Here is a 17379-nt window from a genome sequence, read left to right on the forward strand (position 1 = left end):
AATCTTCAATAGTTCTATCTACCTGTTCATCTAGTGTAAACTCCTCCTTATCACCTTTTTGATTCTGTTTATGATAAGTAATTTTCTTTGCTTCGTTAGATTTTTCTCTATCTTATATTTCTGGATGTGAAATTGAAATATTTTCATATGGAATATGCTTATTCTTCACATTAACAATTTGGAGTACAGTCCTGCTATTATTACCCTGCTTAACCCTAGCTGTGAAGGTAATTGGTTTAGTAAGTGCCCAATCAAATTTTGATTGTTGTTGGAAAATAATTTCTTCTAAGAAGTCGTTGCGATATTGTTGACTTGGCTCAAGCAAAATACAAGACTCGAAATCCACCCCATTATCATGTGGAATATAAATTTTCTCTACGTTACGTGGATCATAAACTATCTCGATACTTCTATTCTTAAGTTTTAAATACCATTGTTCTTCAATTGCTTGCTTTGAACTATATAATAGGTTCTTAAATTTAATACCAACTCTAGAAATAGTAGCGTTTCCCCATGGGCGTTCTAGGACCATTTGTTTCGGATTTCGAATCACTTAAAATTGGTCTATGTTTAGACTCAAATTCCTTTGCGCTCTTACGGAATTGAATATCTGTTTTCGGATCTTCTAATTTCTTAAACCAATAGTAAAACTGATTATATGAAGGTATTCGACTCGTATCCCAAACGTGATATTTCATTTCACCATTCTCTTTATAGCGGTCTGAGTAGAAATCACGCAAAATAAAATGGTATACGTCTGTTAGTGAATAGTTATTTGTTTTACGATAATACCTACAATGAATATATCGTATACGATGGGAACCGAAGACTAACCGCATTGAAACTATTATTAGGTAATACTTCAGAACTGATAAAAGTTATGTATCCGAAAACCTATCGCTTTATAGAAAATGTAAAAAATAATATCGATGTAAGAACTTTAATTCTTAACGCTAAGGTTTATTCTGACTCTGAAGCAATGGCAAATCATGTAATGAAAATTCATGCGGGTGAACAGTTGGGTTCAGAACAAATTAGCTGGGATTTTAAAGAAAAAGACACTTTCGAGGCTCAGTTTTTTAATAAAAAATAAGTTTAATTAATCGTTCTGGTTGATTAACAATAGTATTCCATAAAGCATAAATCCCTCGATCGTAATCATTAATAATAATTTTTTTAACATCATTATTAACTAGAAGACGCAGAGCTACAGCAGCTCCCCCAGCAAAAGGCTCTATGTATGTCGATATATTATTTCTATTCACAAGATATTTAACATAGTTATCCATCTTTGAGCTTTTTATTGGTAGACGCTGAACGTTTGCGCTTGGACATTAAATCACTCCTAAATAGATTGTCTAAAGATGAACCCGATCTACTACAGCTATTCTAGAAAAATCACATGATACTACTATCAGTAAAGCAAACTATCGATTCTAAAAGACTAGGATTGTTGGGATTATATTTTGGCAACATTCTCATTCCACCTTTTTCTAAACAACAAAAATAACCTCTTATGGATATCATACCCAAAGAGGTTATTTTTAATCAAACTTTATTACAAATTATCAATCTTTATTTAAAATAATCAAACTTTGTTTTAAATGATCAATCTTTTTTATAAAACTACAACAAATGTAGGTTTGGAATAAAGTTTGATCATTTCGTAATGTTGTTGCTCCACAATCGCGCCCTTTAATGGAATAACTAAAATATGGGCTTAGTCCTAAAATTACTCATAGCTTGTTGAACTATCGGTACTCGTTTGTTTAATAAGGAATTTAATTAAATTTATAGTAATCAACCATCATGGCTACTTTAAAAGCATTATCAATCTCATTTTTCCTTAAGAAATCCTAAATAGATTGTGCTTCTTCTTCCCAATCTGGTCCAAACATGTATAAATAATTCACAAACTGTGATGCTTCTTTTGCTTTCTGTTTTATGCGGGAACAGTCTTTCTCCTTACGAAACGTCTTTCTACCAAATAAACGACGAACATAGACAACAAGCCGACACCGATCGGTATGCCGAACGCTTCGTACGAAATTGGTGCTCCTTCAAGCTTAAGCTGGCTTGTGGCGCGGTACTCGAGCCGCTTGGCGGCGAATTTCGCCGTCCAGATATCTTCTTGTTTCGCCAAATCTTCAAACGCAGGTTCCATCGCGAACCGCTCTGGCGAATCACTGTGCAGGAAAAGCTGCTCAGCCTTTCCACCGTTCACGTTCCAGTTTCGGATATCATCCGCAGCGCGCGTCTTAACGTCCGGCCCCACAAAAATCATTTTGTCGAGTTTTGGAGCATCCTCTATTTGATATCGGGCGATCAGTTTCAGACCGTGTCGGGTAACGACCGGCTCGCGTTTGTTGGATATCGTCAATGTTGTTGTCGTTCCGGAAGCCCCGTACGTGTCAAAAGCCGAGGATAACATCAGCTCGTCGGCACCGTCATACAGCAGGACCCCGTTCTTTTTCTTGCTCCATTGAAACGCATTGTTCAAAATATAGACGATATCGCTCAATCCGGCCGTGAAAGGTTCCATTTGCGGATGCTGAACAAAATCGTATGAAGGGTAATTCATTTCCTTCGCCACTTTCTCCGCTACTGGCTCTCCCATTTGCCGGGATATAACGTTCAGAGTGGCATCAATCCCCGAAGTCAATCCAGCCGAAGAAACTATGTTACCGTCAGTCACGTAGCGCTGATCCCTTATCCAAGTAATCTCGGTATATTTCTTTTCCAATCTGCCGATATCTCCCCAATGTGTTGCCGCAGATTTCCCGTTCAGCAGGCCGGAATCCGCCAAATTTTCCGCCCCATTGCAGATGGACAACAATATCGTTTCCTTGCCGGAGTGCTTCCTTATCCAATCGCGGACAGGCTTGAATTTCGCCTCATCCAAAATCGGCATGAAAGGGATCACGATTATATCGGGACTTTTACCCGTCAATTTGTCCAACTCGTCGAAAGTGTAATGGGGTACGACATCAAGCCCGCCCGTCAACGATTTGATATATTTGTCGGGAGCTGCCGTAAACACATTGTACGAGCCCGTCATGGAGAACATCTCGTATGGTACGAGAAAATCGAACACCTCGGTCACTTCATTCGCCAAAATAACGGCCACTGTCGGCTTTTTCGAATCATAGGCAGGAGCTTGGATGCTTTGTAGAGAAGCAGGAACTGGCTTATCGTAAACCGACATAGCCTCCTGCATCGTGCTCATGAAACCGATCGCTCCGGTTCCTCCCACAACCAGAACGAAAACGCATACATACACGATGAGACGCCATACTTTATTCAATCGCCATCTCTCCCTTAATTTTCTCTAGTTAATTGTGAAGTGTTACTTACTTCGATAATAAAGGAAGAAGGCAATTGAATAAACCCGCCCGCGGATTATATTTTTCTCTGACTAAGGTCTTAGTAAAGGACCTTTTTCTCGAACAGCAGACGAAAGCTTCTTTTAAAATAATAACTGACCGCACTTTTCTGAATATGACTCGATCGCGCTATTCCCACAGCGCCGGAGAAGCATGGTCTGTACATGATAGAACGCTTTTGCCGCTGAATCTTCTCCCTAATAAGAAAGCTGTTGCTTTGAAATAAAGTTTGATCAAAAATATCCCGCAAGCCAGTGTTTTACAATAAATTAAAAGAATCCATTTTGAAATGATCAAAATGGATTCTTCTCTTATGAATTAGTATACATTTTTTATAAAAAAGTTTGATCATTTTTATCCTATGATCTTCCGCAACCGTGCCCGATTGTGGAGGTCAAATACATTATACAAAAACTTCCGATATACCTTCCCCTTTTGCGTTAGCCTGCTCTATACCGCAATTTTTAAAACTGGATATTTTAAAAAAGTGAAATGATCAGAACTAGCGTTGATAAGGAACCCGCAGACATTAAAGTTATTATTTTTCGTCCATTCTTCTCTTTTGAAGATTTTACAAGCTCTTGGACACCGCACCCCATATAATTATAGATGCTATGTAAATAATAATTATTTACATATTTGACATCTCCTTTCTTATATTTTAGTACAAAAATCTAATTTTTGTATTTTTATTATAAAGTTTGATTAGAAACATCACGTAAACCCGCATTTTACGTTAAATTAAAAGAATCCGTTTTGAAAAAAGTTTGATCATTTTCTATCGCTGGTTCTTCTACAAACACACCCATTTATTGAACAAAGCGATACTTACTTTTCGGGCATAGTGAATGTCACAGAAATACCATCGCTTTCTTCAACTTTCATAAATATTTCATTAAGAATTTCTAATGCTCTTTCATTTGATTCATATTTTCCCAAAGCTTTATTCCATTCATCTAAACTCGCACTGCCGATATATAACTGCTAAAATGTCGGTACCCTCCCCAACCTTACTCCCACACCCCCCTCAAGCCCTTGCGGCTCTAAGCCTCTTCCCTTTCTCTTCTTCTCTCTACCCCTCTTTCTTCTGCTACATAGTTCTTCCCCAAAACCCTAATTTTCGCCCCCTTTTTTCCGTTCTGGCTTGTATCGAATATTCGTACAATGTTATTAAGTTGGTACCGTAATGGAGGAAAGAATCGAGAGAAAAGAAAGGAAATGTAGTCATTTTGGGATAGTTTTACGGTTGGGAAACACACTGAAAAGAGAGCGGAAATCCTACGGATTTTTTTATTGAAGAAACGATTGAAACCCATATTGGACATGGGATTGAAGGGATATTGGAGACAAAGAAAAGGGACGAAGTCCTATTGGACCCGCCCCGAATTGATATTGATTTTACGATTGAATCAAGATTGAATACATATTGTTCTCCTGCTCTTTATTCTTCTCTCTTCCTTCCGCTCTGGATACCAACTATTTAGCAGTAGGTACCGACTTTTTAGCGTGGGGAAGGAGAAAGTAACAGGGAGATATAATAGAGAAAAGAATGAGGAAGGAAACATTAATAATAAATTCAATTCCAGCACTCGATAATTTATGAACGGATTAATAAATCCTTTTTTGAATTACCTACGGCAAGAAATTTCCCATAAATAATACTTATCCTTTGAAATAAAACCCCTTCCTATAAAGTCCTATGGGACTGAAATGTATAGCTGACAATCTTTATTTTTGGGGTACACACCCAAGTTTCCCCATAATATTAACACCATATCTGCCAATTGATTAAACACTTTCACATCGTCCCATGTACCATAAGACTCATATAACTTATTTAATTTATCTGGAAGTTCTCCCCACACTCCATCTAAATAGGTATATTGTTCAACAAAATCATTCATTTCGGTAGGTGGGTCTATATTATAGCCGTGACAATAACCAATGAAATATGCAGTTACTTTTAATAATTGAGAAGTTGATAATTGGATCTCACCAAATAACTTATCGATATTCCCATCAGCACGGTATGCTTTAATTTCTTCTTCACACTGCTTTTTAGTATTTGGAATTAGACTTAATAAACTTTCAACATAAATATCATGATTCTCAGGTTTTGAAGGTGCAGAAAGTTTTGTTGCTATATATTCACTCCATATTAAATCTGCGTGAGCGTATGCAACTTGGCTAACTTTATCTGAACTGTTAAAAAAGGCCTCCTCAAGATCAATTACCCCAAATGCTCTATACTTTTCATAGTCATCATGTACATGACAGAATTCATGGTGTATATAATGGATAGAATTTTGTTTTAGATTTTCATCAAACAAAGCATATATGATACGTGGATCGAAAAAAATAGTTGTTTTAAAATCACCATCATCTAGGTATGACAAAACCTTTCCCACAGCAATTCCAAACTCATTGTTAGTATAGCCCTCCCGTAATCCATTCTGTTGTTGGAATTCAATAAGTTCCTTTCCAAAGTCATCCGGAACAATTATGTATTGCAAAGAACCTAGATTAAGCTCCTGAAGTTGTTCAATAATCTGTTCAAATGCCTGTTTGATAGCAATAACCATATTTTCATCAAATTCTCTATTATTGATAATAATCTCCAAAATTCTTCCCCCTACAGTTTGATAATAAGATGAAGCAAAATCTAGGATACTTCTTTAGATTTAAGGATAATTAATCTACAAAAAATTGCTTTAGAAAGACCCCTTCATAATGAAAAGCATCATCTTCTATTGGTTGTTTATAATAATCATCACCCTCTTTTATATAACTTTTGAAGTTTTCTTTCCACTCTTTCCAGGGGTGATTACCAGCATTTGCCATAACGAACTTAATCCTTTTCTCAATATTCGTTTGATGTTTAGTAGATTCAACTTCGGATACTTGGGTTACTATATGATTTTGAAAGGCATGTCTTATCTCATGTGCTACAGTAACAAGCCGTTAGAATTCCACCCTTACTAAGAGTTTTTCTATCAATATATATTGTATTTTCAGATGGACTGAAAGCACCAAAAGCATTATCAAGGGTAGTTAAAATTACCTTTGGCTTATCTTTTATTTTCAATCTTTGACATAATAAATCTATAAGCTCACCAATCATCCCTAATCTATCTTTCTCAGATAATTTATTCCAACTACCTAATTCAAATTTCTTCCCTACTACTCGACACTGATCTTTATCCCATTTTAATAGTTCTTCGAATAAACTCATTTTTCTCATCTCCTATTCCTGAGTAGCTGCAACCTGAGCTAATGCCTCTTGTATTTCCTTATTAGCCTCATCGTTAGCAGAGTTCTCTTCCACTTCACTTTCAATTTTCCCCATCATCATATTGAAATGAGACTCATGATTAGAATTTATAAAAATCCTTCTAAATACTTCAAGATAGATTGTATTTTGTTCTTGGTTACTATCTACATATAAATCATCGTTCACATGATGCGATCCATCGTTGGCCCAGGACAATAAAGAATTGCAAACCACCTTATCTTCATCTGGGAACCCTTCAACAATTTCATTAACATCAACGTTACCGAAGAACTTAAAGTAGTTTTCTAATATCCTCCTCATAATGTTTGGTGTTGTTATTGAATTAGGATTTTCTCGTAATTCTTTCCAAAGTAATTCATATGAATTCTTAATGGGATTCTCTTCATACCCACTAATGTGAGATATATTACCCGTCTTCCTGATGATCCAAAATGTTTCATCAGGCTGCCTTTTATTACCCATGCCTTTATTGAAAGAAACTTCCTTATGGAAATAAACATTGTGGGTCAATATTATCAATTGTTTAAAGTTCGAATCTCTACTCCTTACCTTTTTCTTTAAATTATTTATCAGGTTGCTTACCATAAATAGTATATTGCTATCTAGGCTAGAAATTGGGTCATCAATCACAACTACCCTTGCTGTATTTACTTTGTCCTGATCATTACTTCCGTTAATAAGCTGATAGAAATACAGGAAGGTAATAAAGGTCTTCTCTCCTTCACTTAACGTTTCATTTGCATCTTCACCGTTTTCCCTTACAATCTTGTAATTACCCTGTTCATCAGATTCTGCCAACTGGAAATTTGTGAAACCAAATGATTTAAGAAGCGTATTAATTTCATGAATAGAAGGTAAAACACTGGTAAGTTGATTCTGTAGCTCAATCGCCTCTTCTTCTAGTCTTTTTTTGTGGTCTTTTTGCCCATCCTGACTTCTTTTCATTCCTTCTAAAGCTGTAGTCTCTCTTCCAACATTACTTATGTAATTTTCATAATTACTCTTATTCTCTTCAACGATAAATCGCCAAATATCTTTTATTAACCTTTCCTTTTCTTCTTTGATATTGTCAATTACCCTATTTAACTCTGAAATTTGTACATTCGCCTGCTCAACCTCTGATTTTATTTGTTCAAGGTAGCTTGTAATTGAATTTAACTCAATACTTCTACTTGGTTCAATGCTCTTCCGTTCGAGTAACTGAATATTTTCCTTAAAAGTTGAATTCATTATTTCAAATAGAGAAGCTATTTTCTCTTTATTAACGAAAGGGGTGTCTTCATTAACAAGAAATTTGTACCTTTCAAAAAGGCCGAGAGTATCACTTTTATATTTTTCTATAGATGAATTAAGAGTTTGTATATGTTCGCTATATGTTTCATCAAAATATTCGTCCAATTTCTCCTTAAAACTTATAGGAAGTTCTTGTTGGCAAAAAGGACAAATACCATCTGTATCCTCCATATGTCTGTGCCCTTGTTGTACCCAATCACTTATATTTAGTTTAGAAATTAATTTAGCAACATCAATATCTTTTTTACCTATTATTTTTGTTTTAAAGATTGATTGATTCTCCAAGGAACTATCATAGTCAATAATTGGGATTACTCCAACTTTTTCTTGAGGGCTATTAAAAACGGATTCCACTCTGTTTTTTAATTCTTCAATTGTAAACAATTGACTGTTGTTATTTGCGGCTTCATTCAAACACCTTTCCATAAATTTCTCTCTATTATTACGAAGACCTGTAAATGCCTCTTTAAAACTTTCATCATATCTTTGTTTTAAATTCCAACACTGATTTATAAAACTGGTTTTTAAGATTTCTAACTGCTCTTTTTTTTGCTTTATGTTATTTTCTAAATTTCCAATCCGGTCCTGATGTTTCTCTGCATCTTTCAATTTCCCATCAATTAAGGCTAATATTTCAGTAGATTCTTTTCCGAGAGTAAAGATACCTTTAATATTCTTGTGGATACTGAAATTCTCTTGAACAAAATTTCTATTATAAACAAACAGATCAAAATCTAGGCTGCCTTGCTTCCCTTCTATATTACAAGAAGAGAACTTTTGATTATCACCATTTCGTAGCAATTCAGAAATAGTAGTTTTCCCCGTACCATTGCTGCCGTAAATGTAGTTGATCTTACTCAAATTAACTTCAATTCCCGTTGAATCGTAGGATGCAACCTCCTTAATCTGAATCTTTTCTATCATTCTAGTTCCTCCTTACTTTATCTATTTGATAATATATTTGCCTATTGTCAATTTACTATTTTCTATTTTACAGGAAATGTATACCAAAATTAAACAAAACCCTAAATATTCCGATTATTTTTCTCCTTTTTCGACATCCATTTATATACAGTCATAGCAATTGAATACTTATTAGACACGGGATCGAAAAATATTTAACATAAAAAAAGACTGAACCCCTATTGGATCCAGCCAATCATAGAAGAAATGATTTATTCTTCCTCCCTATGCTTTTCAAAAGATTGCTTTATTAGGTACATTGCATCATCAATTTCAGAAATGCTTGTGACACCAATCTCAACATCACCATTTCCCCATCTGCCTAAGTTCGTTACATCTTTACAAATCCCTTTTGGATCATGAATTTCATTGAAGGCCATGTTAAGACTTAAACGCAGCCTACTTTTTTGCGGGACTATATCCACGAAGTTTGTTGTTGTTTTATAAGCAATATACAACTTCTTAAACTCTTCTCTAACGGAACTGTCAAAGTTACAAATCCTTTTTCTAAGTTGTTCAAACAAGTCCAACATAGTTCCTGTTAATTCCGGAAAATCAACAATTGTGTAAGCGGCATTATCATTGCCTTCAGGCTTTTTCTTATATTTCAAGAGAGTATCCTCTGGCAATTCAGGATATTCCCAAACTAATATTGCCCGTTCAGAAAGCTCCTCTGCTCTGTTCTCGATTTCATTCGCATTCCATGTTTCGAGTTTCCTTAATCCTTTATTTAGGCGTAATGGGCTGTCAGCGAATCCACCATCCATATCCCTTTTTTCCTTGAATGGCTTATCACTCAGTTCTGAGTTATAACGGGTTAAAGTCAAATTACCTAATGTATGAAGATATGTCTTTTGTACTTCTTCCCAATTATCTCCTAAATCTTTTCTCCACTCAGCCGATAGGTTTTTATTCTGGGGCATGATATGTTCAATTGTATAGCTCTCAATGTCAACAATTTCTTTTCTCTTGTAATTTTCTAATTTCCTCAACAAATAATTACGGTTCCTAAAATTGTATACATCTTTTATTTTGAGTTCTTTCATGAATTCCCCATCATTAGGAAACCTTTTATAAGAGTCCTTTAAAGCAAATGCCGCTTGGACACTTTCCAAATAGTTATCTTTGTCTATTTCTTTACTCAACGTGGCAAAGGTTTTGTTTAAGGAGTTTGTTGGCACACCACAGATTGCTCTACGAAAAACATAGGATTCTACAAATTTAAGTATTGAAATAAACTCCTCTTTGGAAACCCTCTTTTTATTGTAATCATCATAAACTTCGAGAAGAAAAGGATAGGAAACATCAACCTTTAATACATTGATGTCTTTTAAGGTGTCGTTGATTTCTTTATCCTTTTCGGTTTGGAAAGCCAAATTTACAAAATACTTGGAGAACTGGTAGACCTCTTTTAAAACATCCTCAACTCCGGAATTTTGCCGTTCAAAATACTCTTTAAAGTCAGAGTATACGTTTCTTATCTTAGGAATTCTACCAGTTTTTACTGTCAAGTAATCCCTCATAAACCTGTCAAATAATGAAGACTCACTTAAATTACCAAAGCTCTTTTCCATCGGATTCCAATAATTTTTATATAGTGCCTCTTGTTCCTTAGGTTCAAGTTTCATTAACACATAATTGCGGATTAAATCCGCCTGAGACAAATCAAGACCTGTCGAATTCAAACTCTCAAAGATTAGTTGTGGATTGTCATGATCACGATCCAGCGATATATCAACAACAATTAGTTTAGATATGCCCCGATAAAGAAGATTGAGGTCAATACCACTGTTTTTTATTTGCTCTAAAAAGAAATGAAAATTCTCAACTATTCTTTGTGAGTATTCATCTGGAAGCTCATTATTGTCTATCAAACTCAGTAACGTCTCTTTATCCGTCTGAGTAAGAAGCAGCTTATAATACAGTTCATCTTCCTCTTCATTATTTACCAAGTAGTAATTCGTTATTTTCTTACTCGTTATTTCAAACTTCTGATCGCTTTCTTTTATTGCATTTCTTAGTGCAATCATCAACAAGGTCAGCGTTGTCATACGTTGCTGACCATCAATCACAAGTAACTGTGGTACCGCTGATATTTGATATATCCCTTTTTCGATATAAACAATTGACCCCACAAAATGGCCTTTTATATCCTCATCGTTTGCTGCACGTACAATGTCATTCCAAAGTTGTTTACATTGTTCTAATGTCCAACTATATTTCCGCTGATATATCGGGATTATAAATTGTTTTGTTCCTTGAAGAAACTTTAACAAATTTGTTTCAGATGCCTTCATTTTATATCACCCTTTATTTACCATACTTTTTGTCTATTATAACAGATGGATTAATTTGGTACTGACAGTTGAGTTGTTGGATAAAAGATCGACACTTTATTCAAGTATAAATGGGGCAAGATTTTATCAAATCCTCAGCCCATCTTACAACATCAGGATTAGAACTTATGTACATTTCTTGATCTCCTCTTCCAACTGGCTGTAGCTCTACAGAACCGTTAGAAAGTATTTTCCAGACATCCATTTTGGGGTAGAATTGATCCCTTTCTTCCTGAAAGCATGAAGGAAGCTTCCAAATCGACTTATTTTTTGCTCCATCTTTTGTAAGGATTAGTTGCTTATCATAATTAAAACAACCCCAGCCTGGCTTACTCTCACATTTTGTGAATTTTGGAGTTGCTATATAAATGGAATTGAACTTATCGCCATATTCATGTTGATCCTTAAAATGAGGATGGTATTTCGCCCAAGAAGGTAATGTACCATCTGCTGATATGTCTACTACTTTATCCACCTCTAAGAAACCAAAAATGGCGTGAATGTTAAGGGCTTGGGGGACATACCTCCAACGCTTCTTCGTCTTTTTTACTTCTCGAAACCATCCAAAGAAGAGGAAAATATCTCCCTTCCCAACCCTTTCATCCATTAGTCTTTTTTGTGATTTTCCACTTTGTCCGAATAATCCTCGCCAGTTTTTGTCTCTACTTTCTTTCACATCACTTGTTAAATCTGGATCTAAATGTGCTTCTGAATAAAACTTAATTCCCATATCTTTCATTACTGTCAAATAATTTTCATCTTGATTTAATCGAAGATCCTTATAAAATACATCTGAATCCGCTCTCGGAATTGGTAATGAAATGAACTTGTTATCAATAATGGGGCTTGGCTTTCCACCCGTTGTTTCATCAAATCCCTTTCTGCTTAATATTACCTTTCTTCCCATCTCACTCCTCCTGTCTCTTTCCATAAGGGATAAATTTGCTCTTCTTACTCGTAATTATTACACTTCCCTTCGTTGCTTTCCTTTAGAGTTTAGAACTCTTTTTTTCTTTTTCTTTTTCTTTTCTGCTAAATTCACACGTACACTGGCATATTCTACTAATCTCTCAATAAAATCCGAACCATCCTTTATTGAAATCGAACCTTGTGCTGGTAATGAGCCCAGAAATATTTTCTCATCAACAATAAGCTCAGGAGAAAATTGCTTTACTTTTTCAATTACTTGAAGATTTGTAAATCCATTACGCCGCCCATTATGGAAAATTTCATATGATTTTTGCTCCTCAGAGAATGAAATAAACTGATCAATATTTAATTGTAGAATGTTTGTAGAAAGCCCAGAATTATCAACAGCAACCATTAAATAAGTATTTCCATTTCGATTTCCATAAACAGGGTCATTCACTATTACTGGTGTCCCAAATATTCCAATACGGTATACTGAATGTTTTCCACCGAAATCTTTAACAATAAGACTCCGATAATATCCTGGAAAACTTCCACCACTTGCATTTCCAAATGAAAATTTGCCGTTTGATAAATCCTCTACAATTTTAGTCCTGTATTTGCCACTTGTATTAAATTCACTACATAAAATGAAATTTTGAAGTTCTGAAATAAATGGATGTATATCCATAGGGGTACCTTCTCCGATATATCCTTCTTGAAGTAAAAATCTCATATAACGGTCATATGTGGTCAATTCATATGGCAATCTTCGTAATTCACGGAATCTCGTATATTCCACCTTTCCCTTTAACAGTTCCGAATATGTATAAAGTTCATTAGTTAAAGGAACTACATTACCGTTCGTTATCTCATACAATTGCATTTGTATGCCATTGGAAATCCCTATATATTTTGCTTTAAGAATTTCGTTGTAAGATATGACCTGCTCCAACGTATGATTGGTTAGTTCAATATGGTTGGCTTTTATTTCCAACACTAATAAGGCATGTTCATCCCCATCCCTATCTTTATGCCAAACTACTATGTCAGCTCTTTGTTTTGATGTTGAATCAATATGATTAAGAGGAAATTCTGTACTAATTGTATCTCTTGGTATCTCCATCTCCTCAATTAATACTTGAATTATGTTTTGTCTTACCTCTTCTTCAGGCGTATACTGAAGTAAAATTTGACGACATGGATCATAGATTAGCTTCTTTCTTCCACTTTTAAATACTTTCATAGTTTTCTTCCTTTTTATAGAATTTAATTGGATAGCGATCTACCATTCCTACATCTATAAACTCTATATAGCCTTTTTCCAGAAAAGATAACTCTGTTGTTATAGTTGTATTAATCTGCCTCGATATGTCATATAGGATTACATTATTTTCAAAGTCATCAGAGTGTAAGACGAGAAAAGTTGTTAGCATAGGCTCTTCTCTTCCCAGCCCCTCATTAACAACGGCATACACTTCATAAGGATTATTTTTAAATAACGCCTTCAATTCATTTTTAGTTAAAGGATTATCAATAATTTGATAGGTTTTATTACGTATTAATATTTTCGTAGGAAACATAAAATCAACCCTTTCTAGGAATATTGTACCAAATTCGACAATTATATTAAGAACATTGGTATAATTTTCATAGAAATAAATTTATCAAAGAGGAATAATCGAAGTTAATTTGTATAGGGGAGAACAATAATGCAAAATAGAACCTTGAAACTAATCCAAATTGATTGGCAGGGTCCATTTACATTGAATGAGTTGAATCTCTTAAAAGATGACTCCCAAGATTACGGAATCTATCAAATCTATGGTAAACACACGGTCTACGGAAAAGATGTTTTATTATATATAGGTAAAGCAGATCAGCAAACTATAGGTAAGCGAGTATCGCAAGAAAACTGGTGGAACACAAATGACTCTAAGCAGCTAAAAATCTATGCAGGCCGTCTTGCTGGTAAAAGCACGCCCAAGGAGGAATTTTGGTCAAAAGAAATTGATCTGGCCGAAAGACTTCTAATCAGCGTTCACAAGCCTGCCTATAACTCAAAGAGTCTATCGCTTTTACGAGATGTCGAGCTACAAGATATTCATATTTTGAATTGGGGAGATCACAGAGACCTACTTCCTGAAATTTCGGGATTGAGATGGACAAGCAAACTGGACAACATGGAATACGATATTTATCGTTATACCGCCTCCGAATAATCATATATTGACAGGCTTGCTACGAAGGATATTTGAGAAGGAGAAAACCAATAATGTCTACTTTAGTAATTGAACAAATTACCATACCTTATGATAAGGAACTTCTAACAAAGTGGAAGGCTAGAGATTCCTCAATTGTCCCATCTTTCATGCTTGCTTGGAATGGTCCTGGCATAAAAAATGGCTATGGTTTTGGGGATTGGATGGCGGAAAAGTTTTTTAGAGATAAAGGATTATATACAATCACTAATGAATTTAACCTTTTATCTAAAACCTCTAAATTCAAGAGATACAATGACATTATTTCTCTTATGACCAGTCAGCAAAAGCTCCAAAAGTTTAAAGATGCAGGTAAAATATTGGGAGAGACAGACTATTCCATCGAAAACCCAGATATGTTCGTTTACAACTTGGAAACTTGTTTCTTTGCGGAGGTAAAGAAACAAAAAAATGTGCTTAGAGAGCCACAAATGCGTTTCATGTACCTTGCTCAGTCTATTTTAGGGATTGATTCAAAACTAATCTATTTATCCGATTCAGAAAAGACGCAATCTATAAATAAAATGGAAGTGAAATTTAATCTTCCTGATGCTTATTAGATATTCCGGACATTGAACTTTTTGGGTGAAGATGATAGGAACATAGTGAAAAATAACCATTTCTCAAAACATTAGATTATGTAAAAAAACAAATCATCGTATCCAAATTATTATTTATTGAAGGGTTTTACCGATTAATGTCGAAATCTAATGGGTCAAAAGTATTATAGGAGTGATAAATATGTTCAAGAAATTATTGGGTGACGTAGTTAAAACAACATTAAAGACAACATTTGACCCTCCAGTACATACAACAGTGGCGAGACCCGAAAAAATCTTCAAAACCGAATCTTCGTCCAGCTCAAGTTTTCGTTCCTTTTTTGATGACAATACGTTTACTTATAAATCACCAGCCATAGGATCTGTAGTTTACTGCCAATTAGGACCAGTAGAGCACTCTGGTATATTCATCGGGAATAATCAAATAGTACAATTGAATGGTCGGGGTCAAATTGAATGTGTGAGTCCGGATAAATTTACTGACCACATAACAACCATTGATCCAGATATATTTATTCCTTGTAATGTTAAAACCAAAGAACCTGTTGGATATGCAATTGCTTCTGGCCGTGCAATAGACAAAATTGACAAGAATAGAAACTATAATTTGCTAATTGATAACTGCCATCAGTTCTCTGCCGGTTGCATAACAGGAGATTTCGATAACCCTAATAATTTCCTAACATGGTTGAAGGAAACTTATGAGAATACTGTTGACGAAACAATTATTTGGCTTAGATGGAGATGGTATTCAAAGAAGTAAGAAGAATATCCTTCTAGGGTATTCTTTTTTTGTTCACTATAGTGGTTTTTTTTACCTAGAAAGGGAAGTATTGAATAATCCGTTAGTGAAACAAGAAAAGAGCCGCTAAAACGACCCAACTCAATCGCCAAACTTCCTTAAACTCAAATGGATTTATTTTTTGTCTAATATCTTATAGAACCAAAGATCTTACCAAAGTTATTATCCAGAAATGCAGCCATTTTTGTAGCCTGAAAAGACCAATGTTGACCTTTTGTTTCGGGATAATAAACAAATCCCCGTTATCAATGTCAAGTATCTTTCTGAACCTCTCAGGATATAGAATATTCTCTTTTATCCATTCTGACTTTTTATTGGTACGCTTTTCGAGTTCTTTCATATTCCAGTACACACCCGATAATTCATTTTTTTTAACTTTTCATATTCAACTCTTGTAATAAGTACCATATCCTCTGGAATTGTGATTACGACTTCAGCTTTTAGTTTTTGCAAGGTTCAACCACCAACTAACCTATTTTTTTATTGTGTTTACTAATAATGATTTTATAAGCCAATCTATTCATCTATTAAAGCATCCACTTATTTAAGACCACTATTTCACAATTCGAAATTTCTCTTTCAAATCATAGAATATTGCATCTTGATGTTGGTATAATACCAAATACTGAAAGGAAGGAGTGTCTTCAGTTAATTTCTTCATCATCATTTCTTCCCCCTCCCTCACACCTTCAAAAATGATGGTAACTGTAGGGAATGCTCGGTTAATACCTCGTTTGATATTATCCAATCGCCAGTAATCTTGAAGTAGGTTATTTCTAAGACTGTAATTCTTGGTCAACTCTTTATAGGAGGAGCTCGATTTTTCATGTGTTTTCCAGCTAGTCGAACCGATCTCACGTTTCACGGAGATTCCGAATTGAATTTCTAAAGATTCATCAAGGAAAGCAATATCTAATTCATTATCTTTTCCATTTACACCCTTAACTTTATAGTTTCTTTTTAATGAATAAGGAAGACTTTGAGCCTCGACCCAGTGATTGAGATACATATTAACGACCAGTTCTGTAATTCCAGTTAAGTTGTTGCTATGCCCCATATACTCAACGCTTTTTTCATAAAAACCTTTCTTCAAATTATATAAATCATTACCAGAGAGTGTAAAAACATTTGATTTAATAAAACGGTCTACGTCTTCAAGTGCATTACGGAACATCACTATCACTCCCCTATTAATGGTTTATTAGGTTTTAAATGATATACAACCCCATCCTCATTAATCACCAAAATATGTAATTGAAATTTTTCTCTCACCCATGGTTTTATTTGTTCTACCTGTCGTAAATATGACGGAATATTAGGAATGGCTATACCATAATTTGCATTTGGATCATCCATTCGTTGTATTAGTTGTCCAAGCCCCGTTCGGAAATCAAGTCCTACATTTCCCGTCAATCCCTTAGCTTCAACTCTCCATTTTTCCCGAGTTTCCGTATTGACTCCTGCATAATCTGTATAAGAAATTGACTCCTTGATAAATCCCTTTTTATCAAAATAGGATTCAATGGTATTTTGCACAAAGCCTTCGTTAGGAAAATCCATTCCGTTCTTGTACATTTATT

At 34.8% G+C, this 17379-nt stretch carries 18 protein-coding genes and 2 pseudogenes; 4 read left to right on the forward strand and 16 right to left on the reverse strand.

The window, feature by feature from the left end; genetic code table 11:
* Positions 1-112: 112 nt before the first annotated feature.
* Complete coding sequence (locus ACQKP0_RS23520; RefSeq protein ID WP_427408252.1) at positions 113-532, reverse strand: Mu transposase C-terminal domain-containing protein; 420 nt, start codon at positions 530-532, stop codon at positions 113-115.
* Positions 492-740 carry a hypothetical protein gene (locus ACQKP0_RS23525; protein WP_427408253.1) on the reverse strand — a complete coding sequence of 83 codons (249 nt, stop codon included), beginning with the start codon at positions 738-740 and terminating at the stop codon, positions 492-494. Before ACQKP0_RS23525 ends, ACQKP0_RS23520 begins: the two co-directional genes overlap by 41 nt.
* Before the next feature lie 23 nt (positions 741-763).
* On the opposite strand from ACQKP0_RS23525, the gene ACQKP0_RS23530 reads away from it, so the two are divergent.
* Entirely contained in the window at positions 764-1093 is a 330-nt protein-coding gene (locus ACQKP0_RS23530; protein WP_427408254.1) for a hypothetical protein, read from the forward strand.
* On the opposite strand, the gene ACQKP0_RS23535 is transcribed toward ACQKP0_RS23530, so the two are convergent.
* The 10 genes from ACQKP0_RS23535 to ACQKP0_RS23580 form a co-directional block, all read right to left on the reverse strand.
* The gene (locus ACQKP0_RS23535; protein ID WP_427408255.1) at positions 1080-1289 is read right to left on the reverse strand and encodes a DNA adenine methylase; all 210 of its coding nucleotides are present in this window, start codon (positions 1287-1289) and stop codon (positions 1080-1082) included. The genes ACQKP0_RS23530 and ACQKP0_RS23535 overlap by 14 nt on opposite strands.
* A 653-nt stretch (positions 1290-1942) precedes the next feature.
* On the reverse strand, positions 1943-3304 hold the full coding sequence (locus ACQKP0_RS23540) for a DJ-1/PfpI family protein (protein WP_427408256.1): 1362 nt from the start codon (positions 3302-3304) through the stop codon (positions 1943-1945).
* 1776 nt (positions 3305-5080) lie between these two features.
* The gene (locus ACQKP0_RS23545; RefSeq protein ID WP_427408257.1) at positions 5081-6004 is read right to left on the reverse strand and encodes a hypothetical protein; all 924 of its coding nucleotides are present in this window, start codon (positions 6002-6004) and stop codon (positions 5081-5083) included.
* A 70-nt stretch (positions 6005-6074) separates the two neighbouring features.
* Positions 6075-6224 carry a hypothetical protein gene (locus tag ACQKP0_RS23550; protein WP_427408258.1) on the reverse strand — a complete coding sequence of 50 codons (150 nt, stop codon included), beginning with the start codon at positions 6222-6224 and terminating at the stop codon, positions 6075-6077.
* A gap of 97 nt (positions 6225-6321) precedes the next feature.
* A complete protein-coding gene (locus tag ACQKP0_RS23555; protein ID WP_427408259.1) occupies positions 6322-6615 on the reverse strand; it encodes a hypothetical protein in 294 nt (97 codons plus the stop codon).
* Positions 6616-6627: 12 nt separating this feature from the next.
* A complete protein-coding gene (locus tag ACQKP0_RS23560; protein ID WP_427408260.1) occupies positions 6628-8892 on the reverse strand; it encodes an ATP-binding protein in 2265 nt (754 codons plus the stop codon).
* A 251-nt stretch (positions 8893-9143) separates the two neighbouring features.
* A complete protein-coding gene (locus ACQKP0_RS23565) occupies positions 9144-11228 on the reverse strand; it encodes a GmrSD restriction endonuclease domain-containing protein (RefSeq protein ID WP_427408261.1) in 2085 nt (694 codons plus the stop codon).
* A gap of 100 nt (positions 11229-11328) precedes the next feature.
* Positions 11329-12174: a hypothetical protein gene (locus ACQKP0_RS23570; protein ID WP_427408262.1), complete on the reverse strand. Its 846-nt coding sequence runs from the start codon at positions 12172-12174 to the stop codon at positions 11329-11331.
* A gap of 57 nt (positions 12175-12231) precedes the next feature.
* On the reverse strand, positions 12232-13422 hold the full coding sequence (locus tag ACQKP0_RS23575) for a type I restriction enzyme HsdR N-terminal domain-containing protein (protein ID WP_427408263.1): 1191 nt from the start codon (positions 13420-13422) through the stop codon (positions 12232-12234).
* Positions 13409-13759, reverse strand: coding sequence for a hypothetical protein (locus tag ACQKP0_RS23580; RefSeq protein ID WP_427408264.1), 351 nt, complete (start codon positions 13757-13759; stop codon positions 13409-13411). Before ACQKP0_RS23580 ends, ACQKP0_RS23575 begins: the two co-directional genes overlap by 14 nt.
* Positions 13760-13888: 129 nt before the next feature.
* On the opposite strand from ACQKP0_RS23580, the gene ACQKP0_RS23585 reads away from it, so the two are divergent.
* The 3 genes from ACQKP0_RS23585 to ACQKP0_RS23595 all read left to right on the forward strand — a co-directional run bounded on the left by ACQKP0_RS23585 (position 13889) and on the right by ACQKP0_RS23595 (position 15760).
* Positions 13889-14398, forward strand: a complete 510-nt coding sequence (locus ACQKP0_RS23585; protein WP_427408265.1) for a hypothetical protein — start codon at positions 13889-13891, stop codon at positions 14396-14398.
* A 53-nt stretch (positions 14399-14451) separates the two neighbouring features.
* Positions 14452-14997, forward strand: a complete 546-nt coding sequence (locus tag ACQKP0_RS23590; RefSeq protein ID WP_427408266.1) for a hypothetical protein — start codon at positions 14452-14454, stop codon at positions 14995-14997.
* 196 nt (positions 14998-15193) lie between these two features.
* Positions 15194-15760, forward strand: coding sequence for a hypothetical protein (locus ACQKP0_RS23595; RefSeq protein WP_427408267.1), 567 nt, complete (start codon positions 15194-15196; stop codon positions 15758-15760).
* Between the two features lie 164 nt (positions 15761-15924).
* On the opposite strand, the pseudogene ACQKP0_RS23600 reads toward ACQKP0_RS23595, so the two are convergent.
* From ACQKP0_RS23600 to ACQKP0_RS23615, 4 genes and pseudogenes are all read right to left on the reverse strand, one after another.
* Positions 15925-15996: pseudogene (locus ACQKP0_RS23600) on the reverse strand (hypothetical protein); the annotation flags it as partial.
* Positions 15997-16028: 32 nt separating this feature from the next.
* Positions 16029-16139: pseudogene (locus ACQKP0_RS23605) on the reverse strand (DUF771 domain-containing protein); the annotation flags it as partial.
* A gap of 213 nt (positions 16140-16352) precedes the next feature.
* Complete coding sequence (locus tag ACQKP0_RS23610) at positions 16353-16973, reverse strand: hypothetical protein (protein ID WP_427408268.1); 621 nt, start codon at positions 16971-16973, stop codon at positions 16353-16355.
* A 5-nt stretch (positions 16974-16978) separates the two neighbouring features.
* Complete coding sequence (locus tag ACQKP0_RS23615) at positions 16979-17374, reverse strand: hypothetical protein (RefSeq protein ID WP_427408269.1); 396 nt, start codon at positions 17372-17374, stop codon at positions 16979-16981.
* Positions 17375-17379 lie beyond the last annotated feature (5 nt).

This window comes from Heyndrickxia sp. NPDC080065 (genome assembly GCF_050281185.1).
GTDB lineage: Bacteria > Bacillota > Bacilli > Bacillales > Bacillaceae_C > Heyndrickxia.

Bases quoted from the DNA above. Each gene is read 5' to 3' on its own strand.
- ACQKP0_RS23550 (WP_427408258.1), bottom strand. From the start codon at position 6,224: ATGGCAAATGCTGGTAATCACCCCTGGAAAGAGTGGAAAGAAAACTTC.
- ACQKP0_RS23575 (WP_427408263.1), bottom strand. From the start codon at position 13,422: ATGAAAGTATTTAAAAGTGGAAGAAAGAAGCTAATCTATGATCCATGT.
- ACQKP0_RS23520 (WP_427408252.1), bottom strand. From the start codon at position 532: ATGGTCCTAGAACGCCCATGGGGAAACGCTACTATTTCTAGAGTTGGT.
- ACQKP0_RS23555 (WP_427408259.1), bottom strand. From the start codon at position 6,615: ATGAGTTTATTCGAAGAACTATTAAAATGGGATAAAGATCAGTGTCGA.
- ACQKP0_RS23590 (WP_427408266.1), top strand. From the start codon at position 14,452: ATGTCTACTTTAGTAATTGAACAAATTACCATACCTTATGATAAGGAA.
- ACQKP0_RS23585 (WP_427408265.1), top strand. From the start codon at position 13,889: ATGCAAAATAGAACCTTGAAACTAATCCAAATTGATTGGCAGGGTCCA.
- ACQKP0_RS23535 (WP_427408255.1), bottom strand. From the start codon at position 1,289: ATGGATAACTATGTTAAATATCTTGTGAATAGAAATAATATATCGACA.
- ACQKP0_RS23560 (WP_427408260.1), bottom strand. From the start codon at position 8,892: ATGATAGAAAAGATTCAGATTAAGGAGGTTGCATCCTACGATTCAACG.
- ACQKP0_RS23565 (WP_427408261.1), bottom strand. From the start codon at position 11,228: ATGAAGGCATCTGAAACAAATTTGTTAAAGTTTCTTCAAGGAACAAAA.
- ACQKP0_RS23570 (WP_427408262.1), bottom strand. From the start codon at position 12,174: ATGGGAAGAAAGGTAATATTAAGCAGAAAGGGATTTGATGAAACAACG.
- ACQKP0_RS23615 (WP_427408269.1), bottom strand. From the start codon at position 17,374: ATGTACAAGAACGGAATGGATTTTCCTAACGAAGGCTTTGTGCAAAAT.
- ACQKP0_RS23610 (WP_427408268.1), bottom strand. From the start codon at position 16,973: ATGTTCCGTAATGCACTTGAAGACGTAGACCGTTTTATTAAATCAAAT.
- ACQKP0_RS23580 (WP_427408264.1), bottom strand. From the start codon at position 13,759: ATGTTTCCTACGAAAATATTAATACGTAATAAAACCTATCAAATTATT.